This window comes from Abditibacteriota bacterium (genome assembly GCA_017552965.1).
GTDB lineage: Bacteria > Armatimonadota > UBA5829 > UBA5829 > UBA5829 > RGIG7931.
The window spans coordinates 1-18890 of record JAFZNQ010000004.1 but is presented as its reverse complement, the minus strand read 5'-3'; the positions used below and the strand labels follow the sequence as shown (position 1 = coordinate 18890).

The window sequence follows — 18890 nt, the reverse complement described above, 5'->3', positions numbered from 1 at the left end:
GCTATTCGGGCCGGTTGCTCACGTCTATGAGCTTTTGCAGGACGCCGAAGGCCTTGCCGGAGTCCAGCAGCTCCGCCGCCAGCCGGGCGCCTTCCCCTATGCCGGAGGCCTTGCCGCAGATGTAGAGGGACGCGCCCGCGTTCAGCAGCACGGCGTCCCGCTTGGGACCCTTTTCCCCGTGGAGTATGGAGAGGGCTATCCGGGCGTTTTCCCCGGGGTCGCCGCCCCGCAGGTCTTCCTTGCGGCACTGCTCCAGGCCGAAATCCTCCGGCTTGATCACGTAAGAGCGGAACCAGCCGTCCCTGATCTCGCAGACCTTGGTGGGGGCGGAGAGGGATATCTCATCCAGCCGGTCCCTGCCATATACCGCCATGCCCCTCCGGACGCCCATGTCCGCCAGGACCTGGGCCAGAGGCTCCACCAGGTATTCGTCATACACGCCCAGGAGCTGCATGGAGGGCCGCCCCGGGTTGGTGAGGGGCCCCAGGATGTTGAACACGGTGCGGAAGCCCAGCTCTTTGCGGATGGCCCCCACGTATTTCATGGAGGTGTGGTATCTCTGGGCAAAGAAGAAGCACATGCCCGCCTCCCGCAGCAGCTCCACGCATCTGGCGGGGCTCTGGCTGATGTTTACCCCCAGGGCCTCCAGACAGTCGGCGGTGCCGCATTTGGAGGAGGCGGCCCTGTTGCCGTGCTTGGCCACCTTGCAGCCTCCCGCCGCCGCCACCAGGGCGGACACGGTGGAGATGTTGAAGCTGCCCGCGTTGTCCCCGCCGGTGCCCACTATCTCGAAGATGTCCATGCCCGTCTCCACCGGGGTGGCGTGGTCCCGCATGGCCGTGGCGCAGCCCGCTATCTCGTCGGTGGTCTCCGCCCGGGCGTTTTTGGCGGACAGAGCCGACAAAAAGGCGGCGTTTTGGGTGGGGGTGGTCTCCCCGTTCATTATCTCGTTCATGACGGCGTAGGCTTCGTCGTAGGTGAGGTCGCCCTTGCCCACTATCTTTACTATGGCTTCCTTTATCATTTCTTTACCTCTCTGATGAAGTTGTACAGTATGGTCCTGCCGCACAGGGTCAGCACCGATTCGGGATGAAACTGCAGCCCGTACACGGGATAGTCCTCATGCATCACCGCCATCACCTCGCCGTCCGCCGTCTCGGCGCAGACCCGCAGGCAGGAGGGCAGGGTGTCCCGGTCCGCCGCCAGGGAATGGTATCTGGCCACGTAGGCGGGCTCGGGGCAATTGGTGAAGAGATGGCAGCCCTTGTCCAGGGTCACCCGGGACTGCTTGCCGTGCATGAGCTCCCGGGCGTAGGTGATGCGGGCGCCGTAGGCGGCGCAGATGGCCTGGTGCCCCAGGCAGACCCCCAGTATGGGGATGACGCCCCCCAATTCCCGGACCACGTCTATGATGCAGCCCGCGTCCTCAGGCCTGCCGGGGCCCGGGGACAGTATGATCTTGTCCGGCGCCAACTGCCGTATCTCAGCCGGGGTCAGCTCGTCGTTGCGGACCACCCGGATGTCCGGCTCTATCTCTCCGGTCATCTGATACAGATTGTAGGAAAAGCTGTCGTAGTTGTCTATCAGCAGGATCATAGGTCTTCCTCCCCGGCCAGCTCCAGGGCCCTGAGGGACGCCCGGGCCTTGTTGAGGCACTCCTCATATTCTTTTTCCGGATCGGAGTCCGCCACGATGCCCGCGCCGCTGCGGACGAAGACCCGGCCGTTTTTTCTGTAGGCTATGCGGATGGCGATGCAGGTGTCCATGTTGCCGCCGAAGTCTATGTAGCCTATGGCTCCGCCGTAGATGCCCCGCTTGTTGTCCTCCAGCTCGTCTATGAGCTGGCAGGCCCTTATCTTGGGGGCCCCGGACAAAGTGCCCGCCGGCAGCACCGCCTCGATGGCGTCCAGAGCGTCCTTGCCCCGGGCTATCTCGCCCCGGACGGTGGAGCCTATGTGCATCACGTGGGAAAACCTCTCCACCGTGCGGAGAGCCTCCACCCTCACGGTGCCGAAGCGGCTTATCTTGCCCAGGTCGTTGCGCCCCAGGTCCACCAGCATGTTGTGCTCGGCCAGCTCCTTTTCATCTGCCAGCAGCTCGGCCTCCAGGGCCTTGTCCTCCCGGGGAGTCTTGCCCCGGGGCCGGGTGCCCGCCAGAGGGAAGGTGTGGAGCACCCCGTCCTGCAGCTTCACCAGAGTCTCCGGCGAAGCCCCCGCCACCTCCACGTCGGTGCCGGAAAAATAGAACATGTAGGGCGAGGGATTGATGGCCCGCAGCAGCCGGTAGGCGTCGAAGAGGCTGCCCTCAAAGCCCGCAGACAGCCGGTTGGACAGGACTATCTGGAATATGTCGCCCTCTCTGATGTGCCGCTTGGCCCGCCGCACCATGTCGCAAAACTCCTCCTTTTCGAAGAGAGGGGTCACAGGGGTGGTGAGGCGGCCGCCGGGCTCCGTGTGCTTTTCGCCCCGGCGCAGCAGCCGGGCCATTTCGGTGAGCTCCGCCGCGGCTTTGTCGTAGCCGGTCCTGGGGTCCGACAGGTCCACGTTGGCTATGAGCACTATCTTTTGCCTGAGGTGGTCAAAGGCGATGACCTTGTCAAAGAGCATCAGGTCCATGTCCTTGAATTCCTCGGTGTCCCGGGCATTCAGCCGCAGCCCCGGCTCGGCGTAGGTGATGTAGTCGTAGGCAAAGTAGCCCACCAGCCCGCCGGCGAAGGGGGGCAGCCAGTCGAAACGGCAGCCCGCGTGATCCCGCAGGATAGCTCTGAGACAGTCAGAAGGGCTGCCCGTCATGACCCGCCGGGAGCCGTCCTGATCCGTGACCTCGGTGCGTCCGGCTGTGCAGGTGATGAGCATCTTGGGGTCATAGCCCAAAAAGGTGTAGCGGCCCCAGGTCTCGCTGGCCTGCGCCGACTCCAGCATGAAGCAGTGGCGGGACGCCTTCTTGAGGACCCGCACCGCCTCGATGGGCGTGGTGAAGTCGGACAGTATCTCGCAGCTCAGGGGCATGACTCGGTACTTTCCGGAGGCGGCCGCTGACAGGGCCTCTTCCGGACTCGGCTTGAATTTCATAGTTTTTTTGATTCCTCCGGCTTGTCTGCAGGAGCAAAATAAAACGCCCCTGACAGCATAGTGATTTGTCTGTCAAGGACGAATAGATCTGAATACTGACACTATCCGCGGTGCCACCTTGAATTCGCGGAATGACCCGCGCGCTTGGCAGGATACCAACATATCCCCGGCAACTGACGTATGCCCACACGTTGCAGAATACTCTGTGCCCATGCACATTTGACTGCACCCTCAGCGGTCCATTTGACAGTGCGTTTCTCACCTGATTCTCAGCATCGCAGGCTCTCTGTAGAGGCGTGGCTGCCTTTATCTCCGCGTCAACGGTTTGCGTAATAAATTACAATATTATTATATCAGACCGCCGGGGCCCTTGTCAAGCAGGCCCGGAAATATTTTCCGCCCATGCCCCGGGTCACCCCGCTTGGTCCGTGACTATCGCTCGCGGTTCTCCGCCTTGTACGGACCCCCCAACGGCATAAATGCTGTCGGTGCCCCCGTGGATCTCTGAGCGTCCTTGGCAGAGCCAATGGCGCGGGATGACGGCGGAGAGAGCGCGCCGGGATGATCGTGCTTCACGTCACTGCTTTTGCCGGGTCCTCCCCATTTGCCCTCTCTGTCTGCGACAGAGCAATGTAAGGGCAAATGGGTCCCGCCCGAGGTCCCTTCCCGGAAATGGCCAAACGCTGATGCGTTTGATATGTTGCCATTTCCGCCGGGATGACGGTGACAAAAAAAACGGAGGCGCGCGCCTCCGTCTTTTGTCTGTGGGTTTAGTTTGCGCAGTCGTAGGCCTTGGCGGTCCTGTTGCCGGGGCCCTGCACGTAGTTGCCGCTGCCGTCCACGTAGCCGGTCATCCAGTGGGGGTCGCCGTGAGGGGCAAATTCTCTCAGCACGGCGCTTCTGGCGTGTCCGTCCAGGAAGGTCACGTTGTATCTGGAGTCCATACCCTGGTCCTTCTTGTCATGGTTGGAGAAGGTCTCATAGGTCACCACTATCTGGGCGGGCCGGTCAAAGAAGGTGGCCTTGTAGGGCTTCGCGGCGCCGTTGGGTCCCCAGCCGAAGAAGGAGGCGCCGGCAAACTGCAGCTTGTAGTGGTAGCTGGTGATGTTGCAGGCCACTTCCCAGCAGTCGTTCTCTTCGGCTTCGTAGCCGTCGCTGGGGCAGAAGAATATCTTGCCGTTCTTGGCGTAGGCGTTCAGCTGGGCTCTGTAGGAGTAGATCTTGGCCCAGTCCACAAAGCGCTGGTCCGGGGCTCTCCAGTGGCCGTCGTAGCCTTCGGTGCAGTCGCCGCCGTCGCCATAGGCGGTCACGGCATCCCGGGAAATGACGGGCAGGCACTGGTTCCAGTCGCCTTCATACATGGTGAAGGCCAGGGCTATCTGTTTGGTATTGCTCAGACACTGGGTCTGGCGCGCCTTTTCCATGGCGTTGTTGAACACAGGGAAAAGGATGGAGGCCAGTATAGCGATAATGGCTATGACCACCAGCAGTTCGATAAGGGTAAAACCTTTTTTCATGTAGCTCTCCTTGATTGCGTTCGTCGGGTGTATCTCGATGTATGCAAAGTATTTACTTATAAGATACTTTTACGGCAGGTTTTGTTCCCGACGGCGAGTCTAATACTTGGCGCTCCACTTGGCGTATATCTTCTCGGGCACGAATTGCCTGGTGCCGTCGGGCAGGACCGTGTGGGCGGGAGAGATATACTCGGAAGACACGGTGCCGTCCGCCGCCACTGTCAGCACGCGGTAGCCCCAGCACACGCTGTCCTTGTCCTCCACGCCGCCGGCGTAGGAAAACTCGCCCGTGTGCAAGATGGGCTTGTTGCCCCATTCGGCGCCCCGTTCTTCCACTCTGAACTGGTGGTCGTGGCCGCAGAACATGCATATGATGCGGGGCTCGGTGGCCACCAGGTTCTTGAATTCCTCCGATTCGTTGGCGTCGAACCAGTGGGAGCACAAAAAGACGTATTTGGCGGGATATTTGGCCAGCATGCTCTTGATGTAGCTCACGTCGAGATTCACGTATTTGCCGTCGTGGTCATAGTCGGGGCCCAGCTCGCCGGAGAAGGAGTCCAGCATGATGAAGAGGCAGTTGCCCATGTTCACGGTGTACTGGCGGTCAAAGCCGGTGATCTCCTTCCACTTCGCGTTGGTGTATTGCTCGTGGTTGCCCGGCACGGGATATACGGGCAGGGCGTTGGGCAGAGCCTTCACGTATTTGTTGAAAAACACGGTGACGTTGCTGACGCCCTTGTTGTAGGAGCCCCCCGCGAACCAGTAGTCCAGAGCAAAGTCGCCCAGCAAAAACAGGCCGTCCGCCTTGCCCTTGTTCTGCTCCATGGTGATGGCCTTCACCCAGTAGAGCATACGGGTCTGGGTGGGCACCTCGTACCAGTCGATGTGGCAGTTGTGTATATCGCTGGACAGGATGAACTTGCGGTCCCTGTTGGCATACACGCCGTACACGGCCTTGATGGCCTTGATCCACTTGTCCGCCTCTTCGGCCACGGTCAGGCCGCTTTTGGCCGCGTCTTCCTTCAGCACGTCGCCGATCTTGAAGCTGCCGTCATACACGGCCATGCTCTTGTCGGGCTGCTCCACCGCCTTCAGCTGAGGCACCTCCGGGGACAGCAGCACCTTGTCTATGTTTTCCTGAATGATCCGCGCCCTCTCGGCGGCCGTATAGCTCTTGGAAGGGCTGTCGATCTTAAAAATGACCCGGGGGCCAGCCTTGATGTCGGCGCCAAAGGCCGTCAGGGGCAGCAGGCACAGGGCCAGCGCCATAAGCATTAAGAATGTTCTCATATTTTCCTCCATATATCTACAATTCTATTATATCAGATAGCCGGCGGTTTTGTCTCGCCGGCGGCCTCTCGGTCATTGTCCGGCGGCTTCTGCCATCTGCCGCAGCAGGTAGGCGCCGGGCAGGGAATCCGGGTCTATGTGCAGGGCGCAGGCTATGAGCCGCCCCTTGCCCCGCCGGGTCTCGTACACGGAGCACAGCTCGGCGGCCAGGCCTTCCCGGCAGTTGAACTGCCAGCACACGGGCAGGGCTTCCGGGTCTCCGGAGGCGTCAAAGGGCCGGGAGGTGGTGAGGCCTATGAATTGGCGCTCCGGTATCCGGTCCGGCCCCAGGGGAAAGGTCCCCATGAGCCCGCCTTCCTGAACGAAGTGGGCGTTTTCCCTCCAGAAGAGAGCCTCGCGCCGGGGCAGGGCATCGTCCTCCTCCGGGGCTAAGTATATCACCGCGCGGCCCTGCTCCAGGGCCTCCTCAGTGACTGAGTCCAGCCGGTCCGTGACGATGGGCCCCTCCTCCGTCCCCGTGTATTCCCGGGGCACCAGCTTCTCCAGGGCCGGGGCTCCGTAGCGGACCGCGCCTGCCACCGGCTCCGCCTTGGGGAACAGAAATATGCGCCAGCTGTTCACCACGGGGGCTTCCCCCTCCGCTTCTATCCGGGCGGTGAGGGTCCAGGCTTCCGCCCTGTCAAGGGGAGGCGCCGCGGCTGTCAGGACTCCCACGGGCTCTATGCCGCCTCCCTCGCCCCGGAAGGCGCCGGAGGTCCGGACCGGCTCGCCCCCCTTGCCCGCGAGGGTCAGGGTCCAGGCGCCGGACAGGGGCTTGCCGAAGTGGGACAGGTCCACGGAGAGCCGCAGCTCTTCTCCCGTCTGCCAGCACAGGTTGTCCCTGTCTGCCGAGAGGAGCAGCACGTTGTCGCCGTTGAAGGGGGTCCATTCGTCCCCCCGCCACTTGGGCTGCCCCAGGTCGTCGTAAAAGCCGGGCCGGGTCAGCCGGTTGTCCCGCAGGGCGGTGATCACGTAGCCGTCCGTCTCCGCCACGCTCCTCATCTGCTCGGCGGTAGCCTTGCGGACAAAGAGTGAAAACCGGTTGGACCGCCTCACCAGCTCTCCGAAGACATCCCCGCCCAGCAGGCCGTTGATCCTGTTCCTGAAGCCCCGCAGGGTGTCTGTGTTCACCCACCAGGCGGCGCCGTCGGGGCCGGACAGCCTGCGCTCCAGGGCCTCGGGGTCTCTGAGGGTGTCGCAGTCTATGTCCTCGCCGGTCACGTAGGGCTTGGGGTCCCGGCGCACCCTGGGGGCCAGGTGGCCCCGGAGCAGCCCGGGATACTGGGGCAGCTCGGCGTAGATGTGCCAGTCCCATATGTCCGTCTTGCCGCTGCTGAAATAGGCGGAGTTGTCCTCCAGTATGCAGTCCGGAATGAGGCTCTTTACCAGATCAAAGGCCCGGGAGGCAAATTCCGGGTCGGGGTCGTGGGCCTCGCAGGCCAGGTCCCTGAGTATGACCGAGGGATGGCTGCGGTCCTTTTTGGCCCAGGCCTCGTAGAGGGCCAGATATTCCTCCGCGGGATAGTCGCTGCCGCTGACGGGGAAGTGCTTCCACACAGGGTATTCCTGCCAGATGAGCATGCCGGTCTCGTCGGCTATGTCATAGTAGCTGTCCGGCATGACAAACAGGCATATCTTCACCATATTGAAGCCTGCCGCCCGCAGCTCCCGGAACTCCCGGCGCACCGTGTCGTCGTCGGGGCACACGCTCATGAGGCCGGGATACACCCCCCACTGGAGGATGCCCCGGAGATAGAGGGGCCTGCCGTTCAGGCATATCCTGCCGTCCCTGACCTCCGCGCTGCGCATGCCGAAGCGGATGGTCTTCTCATGGCTCACGGCGCCGTCCTTTTCGGCCCGGCAGGTGAGGGTGTAGAGGGAAGGGCTCTCGGGGCTCCACAGCCGGGGGGAGGGAATGGGCACAAAGCCGTCCCCTGTCCTCTCGCCTATCTTTTTGCCCCGGAAGGACACGGTGAACACGCACCTGTCGGAGGCTCCTTCTTCCTCGTGGGACACCCACACTCCCGGCTCCTCGCCCAGCTGAGGCCGGGCGGCCAGGTCCGTGATGGCGGCTCCCCCGGTGAAATACACCGAGGCGCTCTGCCACAGCCCGCCGTAGTGCATGGCCACCTCAAAGGGGAAGCCGGCGCTGAAATAGCCGGACTGCTCCTCCACCCGCACCGTGATATAGTTCAGGTCGTCCCGGCGCACCAGATGAGTGACGTCTCCCTCAAAGGGGGACCAGTTGTCCCTGTGCTCAAAGGCAAAGCGCCCGTTCACGTACACCTGCGCCAGGGTGGCGGCCCCTTCAAAACGCAGCCGCACCCGCCGGTCCCCGGCGGGGATATGCACCGCCCGCCTGTACCAGCCGGGCCCGTGAAAGCCCGGGCCGTAGCCCTGGGCCTGCCAGGCGCCGGGCACGTATATCTGTTCCCAGGGGGTGACGAGATCCGTTTCCAGGCCCGGGGCGTCCCCCTTGTGAAAGTCCCACAGGCCCGTCAGGTCTATGCTGCCTGCCGGGAAGACGTTCCGGAACCGCCGGGGGCTGTCCGGCGCCTCCACGAAGGGAGGCGCCTGCCGCCGGACCCTGACGGTCCGGGAGGCGGTCCTGCCTCCGTATTCGCCCCTGAGGACGTATTCCCCGGAGCTGTCCGCCGCAAAGCTGCCGTCGGGATAGACGCTGCCTCCCTCCGGACAGGAGAGGGGGCCCGCTTCTATGACTGAGCCGTCTGCCAGGCGGGCCATGAGCCGGGCGGGGACCGCGCGGCCTGCCGCCGCTTCCTCCGGGGCGTCTATATACACCGACCTTACCCGGGAGGCCTGCCGGTCTTCCGCCGGGTATTCCACCCGGATGCACCAGCTCCTGTCTGTGACGGGGGACGGGTCCGGGGAGGAAATGCGGGTAAAGCTGCCCCTGTTCAGGCCTCTGCAGCTGCCCAGCATGTCCATGCTTTCGGCGGTGCGGTTGCCCCGGGACAGGCAGTCGGACTGCAGCTCTATCCTGTTGGAGCCCTTATGCAGGAGCCCGTCGGGGATGGGGGCGGCTATCCACACGTGGGCGTCTCTCTCCGCTCCCGCGAGGTCAAAGGGCACTCTGCCTCCGTTGACCTCCGCCCACAGGGACGCGGGCTCTCCGTCCTTCCGGAGGGCCCGGCTGCCCGCCCACACGTATGCCCGCAGGACGGCCCCGGAGGGCTCCCGGTCCAGCAGGAAGTCTATGCCTTCGGAAAACACCCGGCCGTCGCCGTATTCGCCTATGACCGTGCTGCAGTCAAAATGGCCCGTGTCCAGAATGACCGACCGCATTTCCCCGGCCGTCAGGCAGCGGCACAGGGCCAGGCACAGGATAGTCAGCAGCAGAGCAAGCCTCAGCATCCTCAGCTCCTGACGTTGACCCGGCTCTCGGTCACTTCGTCCGCTCCTTCGGCCAGGTCGTCGGAGCACAGGGTCTCCATGCCTTCCGCCGTGAAGCCGTCTATGATCAGGCTGCCCACGGAGCCCTTTTCGGCGCCGGTGATAAAGGCGCCCTTGCGGTCCGCTCCGCCTGTGATCAGCGCGTTGCGCACCGTCAGGGTGTTGACCCGGTCCCTGATCCTGACGTAGTCGTGGGTGAAGGGGTCCCCGTGGATATACACGTTCTCCAGGGACAGGTTGTCTATGAGGGTGGGGTTTTCCTCATCGGAGGGCATCCGCCTCATGTAGTGGCCCCCGGCGTCAATGAGCCAGGCGGGCACGTCCGCGTGAAAGTGTATGTGCCGCAGGGTCAGATTTTCTATATTGCCTCCCAGCTTGAACAGAAACGGGTCTATGTAGTCGTAGGCCGGCTCTATGCACCGCAGTTCCACCGTGTCAAAGACCACGTTCCTGACACGGCCTCCCGGGCCGGGGAACCAGGGGTTGATGATGAAGCCCAGGCCCCGGTAGGTGCCCGTCACGTTTTTGATGAGCACCCGGTCCAATACTCCCTCGCCCCGGCTCAGCAGCCGGATGCCCTGGTCCGAGTCGTTCAGGTGCACCCCGTCTATCATCACGTCGGTGATGGAGGACTTGCCGTCGGCCTCGTCGGGGGCCAGGGCTATGAAGTCGTCCCCGGCAGTGCCCGTCAGGTTGCGCAGGGTGAGAAACTGTCCCGGGCCCCAGAAATGAAAGCCGTCCTGATTGTTGGCGCTCATGTAGTCCCGCAGGACCACGTTCACGTTTTCGATGGTGACGAACCGGAAGTTGGCCATGAGCATCACGTAGGTCCGCTGGTTCATGACGGTCATATCCCGCATGGTCACGTTTTCCACGCCGTAGAACTCAAAGGCGAATATGTGCTTGCACTCCGTCACCAGATAGCTGAAATGATTCCGCTTCAGGTGCTCCTCATAGGGGTCCCCGGGCAGCTCTATGTGGTGCTCCTGCCCCCGGGCGTTGTGGTTCCAGGTGCCCCCGCTGATGGTGATGTTTTTGTCCCGCCTCTCGCCGTAAAAGTCCGGGTCGCCGTTCCTCAGAAGGGCCCGGTTGCTGCCGTCCGCCAGAAAGAAGCCGCAGGAGGGATTGATGCACTCTATGGTGGTGTTGGGCCATATGACCAGGCCCGTGATGAGGGCGGCCCCGTCCATGACCAGCCGGACCGGGGTCCTGCCGTCCCGGGCCTTGTCCAGAATGCTCTGCAGAGCCGCGGTGTCGTCGGTGCCGCCGCCCTTTTCCACGTGGCTGTCCAGGACCGCGTAGTCCGATGCGTAATAGATGTTTTTCATAGGGCTATTTCACCTGTATATCGTTTTCGGCGATATACTCCGCCTGCTCCGCCGTCTCCTCCGGATACAGCTCTCCCAGCCCTTCGCCGGTGAAGCCGTCTATATACAGGCTGCCCAGGGAGCCGTTTTCCCCGGTCCTGATCAGGGCGCCCGACGGGTTGTGGCAGTCCTGCAGCTGCACGTTGGATATGACCAGGCTGTTCACCCTGTCCCTGACGCGTATGTAGTCGTGGCTCTGCCTGTCGCCGCAGATATACACGTTCTCCAGCACCAGATTGTCTATGAGGGTGGGGTTTTCCCCGTCGGAGGGCAGGGGCCTCATGTAGTGGCCGCCGGCGTCTATGAGATACAGGGGCACCTCGGAGTGATAGTGAACGTTGCGCAGCACCAGATTGTCTATGTTGCCCCCCAGCTTGAACACAAAGCCCCGCATATAGTCGTAGGCCAGATCCCGGCAGTGGAGGTCCACCGTGTCTATGACTATGTTCCTGTAGTGGCCCCCGTTCCCCGGGAACCAGGGGTTGATGATGAAGCCGTAGCCCCGGAAGGTGCCCGTCACGTTTTTGATGAGCACCCGGTCCAGCTCGCCCTCGCCCCGGCACAGCAGCCGGATGCCCTGGTCGGCGTTGTTCAGGTGCACCCCGTCTATCATCACGTCGGTGATGGAGGACTTGCCGTCCCTTTCGTCGGGAGCGATGGCTATGAAGTCGTCCCCGGAGGTGCCGGTGATGTTGCGGAGGTTGAGAAACTGCCCCGGCCCGAAGAAGTGGAGCCCGTCCTGATTGTTGGCGCTCATATAGTCGTCCAGGACTATGTTCACGTTGTCAATGTTGACGAATTTGAAGTTGGCCATCAGCAGGGTAAAGGTCCGCTGGTTCCTGATGGTCATATCCTTCATGGTCACGTTTTCCACTCCGTAGAGCTCGAAGGCCAGCACCCACTTGGTGGGCATGTATTCCTTGTCCTGCAGCTGATAGATGTGCTGCTCGTCGTCCGGGCAGGGCACGTCGTGCCGCTGGCCCCGGGCGTTGTGGTTCCAGGTGCCGCCGGAGATGGTGATGTTTCTGTCCCGGTCCTCCGGGGCGCAGTAAAAGTCGGCGTTGCCGTTCCTCAGAAGGGCCCGGTCGCTGCCGTCCTTCAGGAAGAAGCCGCAGGAGGGGTTGACGCACTCAATGGTGGTATTGGACCAGATGGTCAGGCCCGTGATGAGGGCGGCCCCGTCCATGATGAGCTTGACCGGGGTCCTGCCGTCCCGGGCCTTGTCCAGAATGCCCTGCAGGGCCGCGGTGTCGTCGGTGCCGCCGCCCTTTTCCACGTGGCTGTCCAGCGCCGCGTAGTCCGATGCGTAATAGATGTGGTTCATAGGGTGATGATTCCTCTTTTGTGAATATTCTGTATCCTGTCGGGCCTGTCCGTCAGGGTCTTCAGGCCCCGGGTGATGATGCTTTCCATGCGCAGCTCGCCCACCGACGCCGTGTCCGTGAGCTCCAGCAGGCAGCCCCGGCTGCCCTTGTTGTTCACCCGCCAGTTGCGCAGGGTGAGGGCGTCCACCCTGTCCTGGCAGCAGATATAGCTGTGGTCCGCCGGGTCGTCGTAAATATACACGTTCTCCAGCACCAGATCCCGTATGCGGGTGCGGTTCAGGGCGTTGGGGGGCTCGTGCCGGAAGCCCATGCCCCCTATCTCGGCTATGTATTGGGGCAGGCTGCCGTGATAGTGGACGTTGCGGAAGGTGATGTGCTCCATGTTCCCTCCCAGCCGGAAGATAAAGGGAGGCATGTAGTCGTAGCATTGGTCGTCCGCCCGTATGTCCACCGTGTCTATGATGATGTTTTTGTAGCAGCCCCCGGACTCGCTGTCAAACCAGGGGTTCATGATGAAGCCGTAGCCCCGGTAGGTGCCGGTGACGTTTTTGATGAGCACCCGGTCCAGAGTGCCCTTGCGGCCGCACAGCATGCGGATGCCCTGGTCCGAATGGTTCATGTGCAGGCCGTCTATCATCACGTCGCTGATGGAGCACTCGCCCTCTATCTCGTCGGGGCCCAGGGCTATGATGTCGTCCCCGGCGGTGCCCGTGATGTTTTTCAGGGAGAGAAACCGGCCCGGCCCCAGGAAGTGGAGGCCGTCCTGGTTGTTGGCGGGCATGTATTCGTCCAGGATGATGTTCACGTTGTCTATGTTCACGAAACGCCAGTTCTTCATGGCCATGGCAAAGGTGCGCTGGTTGCGGATGGTGACGTCCTTCATGACAAAGTTTTCCACCCCGCAGAACATGAAGGCCATGACCCACCAGGGGGTGGGCTCGCTGGGGTCCTGCCGCGGGTATTCCCTTTCGGGCGGGATGGGCACGTCGTGCGCCTGCCCCCTGGCGTTGTGGTTCCAGGTGCCCCCGGATATGGTGATATTCCGGTTGGCGGGCTCGTGGTCAAACCACTTGTCGAAGAATTCGTTTTTCAGGAGAGGGCAGTTGCTGCCGTCCGCCAAAAAGAAGCCGCAGGAGGGATTGATGCACTCTATGGTGGTGTTGGAATACACCGTGAGCCCCGTGATGAGGGAGGCCCCGTCCATGATGAGCCTTACGGAGGTCACCCCGTCCCGGGCCTTGTCCAGAAGGCCCTGCAGGGCCGCGGTGTCGTCGGTGCCGCCTCCGTGGATGACGCTGCTGTCGCAGGCGGCGTGGTCCCCGGCGTAAAAGGTAAGGCATTTGCAGGCCGCCGGGACTGCCAGAAGAGTCAGAAAAAGCAAAAGGACTGTGGTCAAGCTGTTTTCCTCCGGATGTGAATGTCATATTCAGTATAGCACATACACGGGAGGGAAACAGGGCCCCCGGGGCAAAAAATTGACTTTTTGCCCCCCCTGTGCTATAATAAATAAAACATATACGCCGGGAGACACATATGACCTTTTTTGACGAATACCTCAGCGCCGATTACCTGCGGCTGGAGGGCAGGGCGGGCAGAAGCGAATTCTGGCGCTTTGTGCTGATCTGCATTATCCTGAACCTGGCGACCCTGATCATAGACTTTGTCATCGGGAGCAATATCAGGCTCTCCAACAACACCGTCATACTGCACGTGGGCATCAACACCATAGTGATAGGGCTCTTTTTGCTGGTGGGCCAGGTCAGCGCCGCAGTGCGCAGGCTCCACGATACGGGCAGAAGCGGCAAATGGGCGCTGGCGGCGGTGGTCCCCGGGTTTCTGACCGCCATGGGGATCCTGCTGGAAATTTATCGTCCTTTTCTGAGGCAGCCGCTGCTGCCGGTGTTTATGTTGCTCTTTGCCGCGGGCCTGGCGCTGCTCATCGCGCTGCTGGCCCTGCCCGGCACCAAAGGAAAAAACGAGTATGGCCCGGCTCCCCGGGACTGACGGGCGGCGGGTCTGCGATACATATTTTACAAAGGAGGAAGATATGAGCTTTCTGAACGAATGCATGGCCAACTTTGTGGAGATCGTCACCAAAAAATACTGCCTGTTTTCCGGCCGGGCCCGCCGGAGGGAATACTGGCTGTATGTGCTGGCAGAGTTCATCATCGGCCTGATCCTGCAGGTCATTGACAACGCCTTTCATCTCCGCATAGGCGAATCGGGAGCGCTGTCCGCCCTGTCGGGACTGGCGCTGCTGCTGCCGGGGCTGGGCCTGTCGGTGCGCCGGCTCCACGACACGGGCAGGGACTGGTATTGGCTGCTGATAGTCCTGATTCCCTTCGTCGGAGCCATATGGCTGCTGGTGCTGGCCTGCCTGGAGGGGGACAGAGGTCCCAACGGGTTCGGTCCGGACCCCAAGGCCTTTGCCGCTCCTGCCGCCGGCGGACCGGATGCGGAGGCATAGCGGGCGCATGGCTGCTTGACAGTTTTTTGCAGGTATGCTACAATAAACGCGTATAATATCGCATTACACAGGAGAGAAAAATGAGCTTTGCTAGCGAATGCATCGGCAACTTTGCCGAGATCATCACCAAAAAATACTGCCGGTTTTCCGGCAGGGCCAGAAGACGCGAGTTCTGGGAGTATCAGCTGGTAGTCTGGATCCTGACCACCGTGATATCCCTGATCGACGGCGCCCTGAAGCTGCAGATAGACCTGCCGTCAGAGACGGATCCGGGCATCCTGTCCTCCATATTGGGCCTGCTGCTGCTGCTGCCGGGGCTGGGCGTTCTGGTGCGCCGTCTCCACGACATCGGCAAGAGCGCCTGGTGGATACTGATCCCCATCCTCCCCATCATCGGCAGCATCTGGCTGCTGATCCTGGAGTGCAAGGCCGGAGACAAAGGCCCCAACAATTACGGCCCGGACCCCAAGGAAGAGACGCTGCTGGACACCGATCCCGGCGATCTTCCCGACGCAGGGTAACAAGCGCGCCTATGGACCGCCCGACTGATGCCGGGCGGCTTTTTTTGCTCCGGCGTTTGATTTGCCCCGGCAAATATGCTATGATGAATACGTAAACACATCAAATAGCCGGGGTGCCATATGAGTAATACGCCTGTTTATCCCGTCCGCCGCATAGACAAGGACATAGACGTGGAGGATTTTGCCTGTTCCCTGTGGGACAAGGCGGAGCCCACCCGCTGGTACGCCGCCGGGACGGACCGCCCTCCCGTCAGCGCCACCGAGGCCGGCCTGCTGTGGAGCGACCGGTATCTCTACGTCCGCTGGAAGGCCTGGGACCGGGACATATTTGCCTGCAACACCGAGAGGGATTCCCGCACCTGCGACGACGACGTGCTGGAGCTGTTTTTCAAGACGGATCCCGCCAAGGAAGCCTATTACAACTTTGAGATCAACGCCCTGGGCGCTGTGTATGACTCCTATCAGCCCCGTCGCTCCTTTGCCGGCGGGGACCACCGGTGGAGCCGGTGGAACTGCCGGGGCCTCAGGACGGCCATATACGTCAAGGGCACCCTCAACGACCCCTCGGACGAGGACGAATACTGGCTGCTGCAGTGCGCCATCCCCTTTGAGGAGCTGGAGCTGGGAGGCAAGCCGGTCCCGGAGGAAGGGGACGTGTGGCGTTTCATGCTGTGCCGCTACGATTATTCCGTGTATCTGCCCGGCGACGGGCTGGAGCTGTCGGCCACGGGGGTCATCAAGTGCTCCCCCGTGAGCTATCACGACTCCCGCTACTGGAACGACATGATATTCACGGGATAGGAGGACTCCATGGGCAAAATGAGACCGGCGGCCGTCACGCTGCTGCTCCTGGGCGTGTGCCTGGCTCTGTTCCTCTGCGGCGGCGCGTCCGCCGCGGAAAAGGACGGGGGCCCTTACCGGGTCCGCCACATAGACCGGGAGCCGGACCTCGCGGACTTTGACTCCCTCCTGTGGAAAAAGGCGGAGCCCACCCGCTGGTATCTGGCGGGGACCGACGGTCCCGCCTCCTGCGCCACGGACGCCCGGCTGCTGTGGAGCGACCGGTATCTCTTCGTGCGCTGGAAGGCTATGGACCGGGATATATTCGCCTTCCACACAGAGAGGGACGCCCGGACCTATGAGGACGACGCTCTGGAGCTGTTTTTCAACACGGACCCGGGGAGCGACGCCTACTACAATTTTGAGATCAACGCCCTGGGGACCGTGTATGACTCCTTTCAGCCCCGCCCCCTCTTTGCCGGCGGGGACCACCGGTGGAGCCGGTGGGACTGCCGGGGCCTCAGGACCGAGGTCCTGATAAAGGGCACCCTCAACGACCCCTCTGACGAGGACGAATACTGGATACTCCAGTGCGCCATCCCCTTTGAGGCCCTGGAGAGCAAGGCCCCTCCCCGCCCCGGGGACGTGTGGCGCTTTTTGCCCGCCAGATACGATTATTCCGTGTATCTGCCGGACAAGGGGAAGGAGCTGTCCGCGGCGGGGCTGCTGACCGGCTCCGTGGTGAGCTTTCACGACCAGAAATATTGGAACGATATGATATTCACAGAATAGGAGGCATTGTGTGCACAAACTGAGATTCAAGAGAAACCTGGCGGGCTATCTGTTCATAGCGCCCTGGCTGATAGGCTTTCTGGTGTTTACGGTGGGCCCGTTCATCTCCAGCATCTATCTGTCCTTTACCCGCTACGACGTGCTGTCCAGCCCGGTGTGGATAGGCCTGGTGAACTATCAGGAGCTCTTTACCAACGACCCCGTGTTCTGGAAGAGCCTGTGGATCACCATCAAATACGCCCTTATCGCCGTGCCTCTGGGCATAGTGTTCGGCGTGTTTCTGGCCATCATACTCAACAACAACATCAAGGGCATCGAGGTCTTCCGCACCCTGTTTTACATCCCGTCCATCGTGCCGGTGGTGGCCACCAGCGTGGTGTTTATGTGGCTCCTCAATCCGAACATAGGCCTCATCAACACCTTTTTGGCCCGCTTTGGCATTGAGGGCGCCAACTGGCTGGGCGACAGCCGCTACGCCTTCGGCTCCCTCATATTCATGGGCATGTGGGGCGTGGGCGGCAGCATGATCATCTATCTGGCCGGCCTGAAGGACGTGCCGGGCGAGCTGTACGAAGCCTCGGTGATAGACGGCGCCAACTGGTGGCAGAGGATCAGGCACATCACCCTGCCCCTCATCAGCCCCGTGATATTCTTCAATCTGATCATGGGCGTCATAGGCTCCTTCCAGTATTTTACCCAGGCCTTCATCATGACCAAGGGCGGACCCGAGGACAGCACCATGTTCTATTCGCTGTATCTCTTCAACAGAGCCTGGCGCTATCTGGATATGGGCTACGCTTCCGCCATGGCCTGGATACTGTTTATCATCATAGTGGCCATCACGGCCCTCCTGTTCAAATTCCAGAAGTCCTGGGTGCATTACGGAGGTCAGTAAATGGATATCATCAACAAAAAAACGCCGCTCCAAAAAGCGCTGCTGTACATATTTCTCATAGTATTCTGCCTGCCCTTCATGATGCCCTTTGTGTATATGGTGTCCACCTCCCTGAAGGGCGATGACCAGATATTTGACCCCGCCCAGGCAGAGAGAGGCTTCAGGGTCTCGGATCTGGTGCCCGACCCGGTGGTGTGGGATAATTATCCCCAGTCCATGAAGAGCGTGCCCTTTTTGCAGTATATCAAGAACACCATCGTCATCTGCTTTTTCTGCGTCATAGGCGCGGTGCTCAGCAGCAGCATGGTGGCCTACGGCTTTGCCCGCATGAAATTTGCCGGCAGGGACGCCCTGTTTTACACCATGCTGGCCACCATGGCCCTGCCGGGGCAGGTGACCATGATACCGGTGTTCGTCATATTCAAAAATCTGGGCTGGTACGACACCTTTTTGCCCATCATAGTGCCCAGCTTTTTCGGCGGAGCCTTTTTCATATTCCTGCTGAGGCAGTTCTTTATGACCATCCCCGAAGAGCTGTCCGAGGCCGCCCGCCTGGACGGCGCCTCTGAGTGGACCATATTCAGCCGGGTGATACTTCCCCTGGCCAAGCCCGCCCTGGCTACGGTGGCCCTGTTTCAGTTCATAGGGTCCTGGAACGATTTCTTCGGGCCCCTACTGTATATCAACAACCCTATGAAATACACCATAGCCTACGGCCTGCAGCAGTTCATGTCCTCCTACGGAGGCAGATGGGCCGAGCTCATGGCAGCCAGCTGCGTGTTTACCCTGCCCATCATAGTCATCTTCTTCCTGGCCCAGAAGACCTTTGTGCAGGGCATCGCCACTACGGGAGGTAAGAGCTGATGGATTGGAACGAAATGAGCCGCAAGGACAAGGTAAAGGCCGTACTCGGCGGTTTGCTGGCGCTGGCGGTCATAGCCATTATGTGCATCCCCGCCCCCAAGCTGGCCAAGATGCCCGAGAGGGAGACAGTCTATTTCTGGCATCAGTGGACCGGCGATTACGCCAAGCAGGCGGAGATGATATGCGAATACTTCAACGCCTATCAGGACAAATATGAGGTGGTGCCCCTCTCGCTGCCCAGCAGCGCCAACCAAAAGCTGCTCATGAGCGTGGCGGGCGGCAATCCCCCGGACATCATGGTCCAGTGGGAGGCTGTCATACCCCAGTGGGCGGACAGCGGCCTCCTGACCCCCATGGAAGAGGTCATGAGCAAGGAAGACAAGGAGTTCTTTGAGAAGAACGCCTTTCCCATCACCAACAAGATAGCCCGCTACAAGGGCGAGCTCTACGCCATACCCACCTCCATGGGCCTCCTGGGCATATTCTATCACCCGGAGATATTGGAAGCTAACGGCTACAAGCCGGGCGAGGTGCCCCAGACCCTGGAG

17 protein-coding genes are annotated in these 18890 nt (G+C 61.4%); 8 read left to right on the top strand and 9 right to left on the bottom strand.

What is annotated here, in order from left to right:
- Position 1: 1 nt before the first annotated feature.
- From trpD to IK083_00400, 9 genes are all read right to left on the bottom strand, one after another.
- Positions 2-1024 carry an anthranilate phosphoribosyltransferase gene (gene trpD / locus IK083_00440; GenBank protein ID MBR4748026.1) on the bottom strand — a complete coding sequence of 341 codons (1023 nt, stop codon included), beginning with the start codon at positions 1022-1024 and terminating at the stop codon, positions 2-4.
- Positions 1021-1596: an aminodeoxychorismate/anthranilate synthase component II gene (locus IK083_00435; protein MBR4748025.1), complete on the bottom strand. Its 576-nt coding sequence runs from the start codon at positions 1594-1596 to the stop codon at positions 1021-1023. The genes trpD and IK083_00435 overlap by 4 nt, the downstream gene beginning before the upstream one ends.
- Positions 1593-3071, bottom strand: a complete 1479-nt coding sequence (trpE, locus tag IK083_00430) for an anthranilate synthase component I (GenBank protein ID MBR4748024.1) — start codon at positions 3069-3071, stop codon at positions 1593-1595. The genes IK083_00435 and trpE overlap by 4 nt, the downstream gene beginning before the upstream one ends.
- 770 nt (positions 3072-3841) lie before the next feature.
- Positions 3842-4588, bottom strand: coding sequence for a prepilin-type N-terminal cleavage/methylation domain-containing protein (locus tag IK083_00425; GenBank protein MBR4748023.1), 747 nt, complete (start codon positions 4586-4588; stop codon positions 3842-3844).
- A 99-nt stretch (positions 4589-4687) separates the two neighbouring features.
- Entirely contained in the window at positions 4688-5878 is a 1191-nt protein-coding gene (locus tag IK083_00420) for a metallophosphoesterase (GenBank protein ID MBR4748022.1), read from the bottom strand.
- A 72-nt stretch (positions 5879-5950) separates the two neighbouring features.
- Complete coding sequence (locus tag IK083_00415) at positions 5951-9292, bottom strand: hypothetical protein (GenBank protein ID MBR4748021.1); 3342 nt, start codon at positions 9290-9292, stop codon at positions 5951-5953.
- A 2-nt stretch (positions 9293-9294) separates the two neighbouring features.
- Positions 9295-10659, bottom strand: a complete 1365-nt coding sequence (locus IK083_00410) for a hypothetical protein (protein MBR4748020.1) — start codon at positions 10657-10659, stop codon at positions 9295-9297.
- A gap of 4 nt (positions 10660-10663) precedes the next feature.
- The gene (locus tag IK083_00405) at positions 10664-12022 is read right to left on the bottom strand and encodes a hypothetical protein (GenBank protein ID MBR4748019.1); all 1359 of its coding nucleotides are present in this window, start codon (positions 12020-12022) and stop codon (positions 10664-10666) included.
- Positions 12019-13419: a hypothetical protein gene (locus IK083_00400; GenBank protein ID MBR4748018.1), complete on the bottom strand. Its 1401-nt coding sequence runs from the start codon at positions 13417-13419 to the stop codon at positions 12019-12021. The genes IK083_00405 and IK083_00400 overlap by 4 nt, the downstream gene beginning before the upstream one ends.
- 137 nt (positions 13420-13556) lie before the next feature.
- Here IK083_00400 and IK083_00395 point away from each other — a divergent pair, with 137 nt between their 5' ends.
- The 8 genes from IK083_00395 to IK083_00360 all read left to right on the top strand — a co-directional run.
- Positions 13557-14027 (top strand): DUF805 domain-containing protein, encoded by a 471-nt coding sequence (locus tag IK083_00395; GenBank protein ID MBR4748017.1) that lies wholly within the window; start codon positions 13557-13559, stop codon positions 14025-14027.
- Between the two features lie 64 nt (positions 14028-14091).
- Positions 14092-14490, top strand: coding sequence for a DUF805 domain-containing protein (locus IK083_00390; protein MBR4748016.1), 399 nt, complete (start codon positions 14092-14094; stop codon positions 14488-14490).
- Between the two features lie 80 nt (positions 14491-14570).
- Positions 14571-15011, top strand: a complete 441-nt coding sequence (locus tag IK083_00385; protein ID MBR4748015.1) for a DUF805 domain-containing protein — start codon at positions 14571-14573, stop codon at positions 15009-15011.
- Between the two features lie 120 nt (positions 15012-15131).
- Positions 15132-15812: a carbohydrate-binding family 9-like protein gene (locus IK083_00380; protein MBR4748014.1), complete on the top strand. Its 681-nt coding sequence runs from the start codon at positions 15132-15134 to the stop codon at positions 15810-15812.
- A 9-nt stretch (positions 15813-15821) separates the two neighbouring features.
- Positions 15822-16583 (top strand): carbohydrate-binding family 9-like protein, encoded by a 762-nt coding sequence (locus IK083_00375; GenBank protein ID MBR4748013.1) that lies wholly within the window; start codon positions 15822-15824, stop codon positions 16581-16583.
- Positions 16584-16593: 10 nt separating this feature from the next.
- Positions 16594-17478 carry a sugar ABC transporter permease gene (locus IK083_00370; GenBank protein ID MBR4748012.1) on the top strand — a complete coding sequence of 295 codons (885 nt, stop codon included), beginning with the start codon at positions 16594-16596 and terminating at the stop codon, positions 17476-17478.
- Complete coding sequence (locus tag IK083_00365) at positions 17479-18342, top strand: carbohydrate ABC transporter permease (protein ID MBR4748011.1); 864 nt, start codon at positions 17479-17481, stop codon at positions 18340-18342.
- Positions 18342-18890: extracellular solute-binding protein (locus IK083_00360; GenBank protein ID MBR4748010.1), on the top strand; the 549-nt coding region annotated here is incomplete at its 3' end. The genes IK083_00365 and IK083_00360, both read left to right, overlap by 1 nt.

Bases quoted from the DNA above. Each gene is read 5' to 3' on its own strand.
- trpD (MBR4748026.1), bottom strand. From the start codon at position 1,024: ATGATAAAGGAAGCCATAGTAAAGATAGTGGGCAAGGGCGACCTCACC.
- IK083_00435 (MBR4748025.1), bottom strand. From the start codon at position 1,596: ATGATCCTGCTGATAGACAACTACGACAGCTTTTCCTACAATCTGTAT.
- trpE (MBR4748024.1), bottom strand. From the start codon at position 3,071: ATGAAATTCAAGCCGAGTCCGGAAGAGGCCCTGTCAGCGGCCGCCTCC.
- IK083_00425 (MBR4748023.1), bottom strand. From the start codon at position 4,588: ATGAAAAAAGGTTTTACCCTTATCGAACTGCTGGTGGTCATAGCCATT.
- IK083_00420 (MBR4748022.1), bottom strand. From the start codon at position 5,878: ATGAGAACATTCTTAATGCTTATGGCGCTGGCCCTGTGCCTGCTGCCC.
- IK083_00415 (MBR4748021.1), bottom strand. From the start codon at position 9,292: ATGCTGAGGCTTGCTCTGCTGCTGACTATCCTGTGCCTGGCCCTGTGC.
- IK083_00410 (MBR4748020.1), bottom strand. From the start codon at position 10,659: ATGAAAAACATCTATTACGCATCGGACTACGCGGTCCTGGACAGCCAC.
- IK083_00405 (MBR4748019.1), bottom strand. From the start codon at position 12,022: ATGAACCACATCTATTACGCATCGGACTACGCGGCGCTGGACAGCCAC.
- IK083_00395 (MBR4748017.1), top strand. From the start codon at position 13,557: ATGACCTTTTTTGACGAATACCTCAGCGCCGATTACCTGCGGCTGGAG.
- IK083_00390 (MBR4748016.1), top strand. From the start codon at position 14,092: ATGGCCAACTTTGTGGAGATCGTCACCAAAAAATACTGCCTGTTTTCC.
- IK083_00385 (MBR4748015.1), top strand. From the start codon at position 14,571: ATGAGCTTTGCTAGCGAATGCATCGGCAACTTTGCCGAGATCATCACC.
- IK083_00380 (MBR4748014.1), top strand. From the start codon at position 15,132: ATGAGTAATACGCCTGTTTATCCCGTCCGCCGCATAGACAAGGACATA.
- IK083_00375 (MBR4748013.1), top strand. From the start codon at position 15,822: ATGGGCAAAATGAGACCGGCGGCCGTCACGCTGCTGCTCCTGGGCGTG.
- IK083_00365 (MBR4748011.1), top strand. From the start codon at position 17,479: ATGGATATCATCAACAAAAAAACGCCGCTCCAAAAAGCGCTGCTGTAC.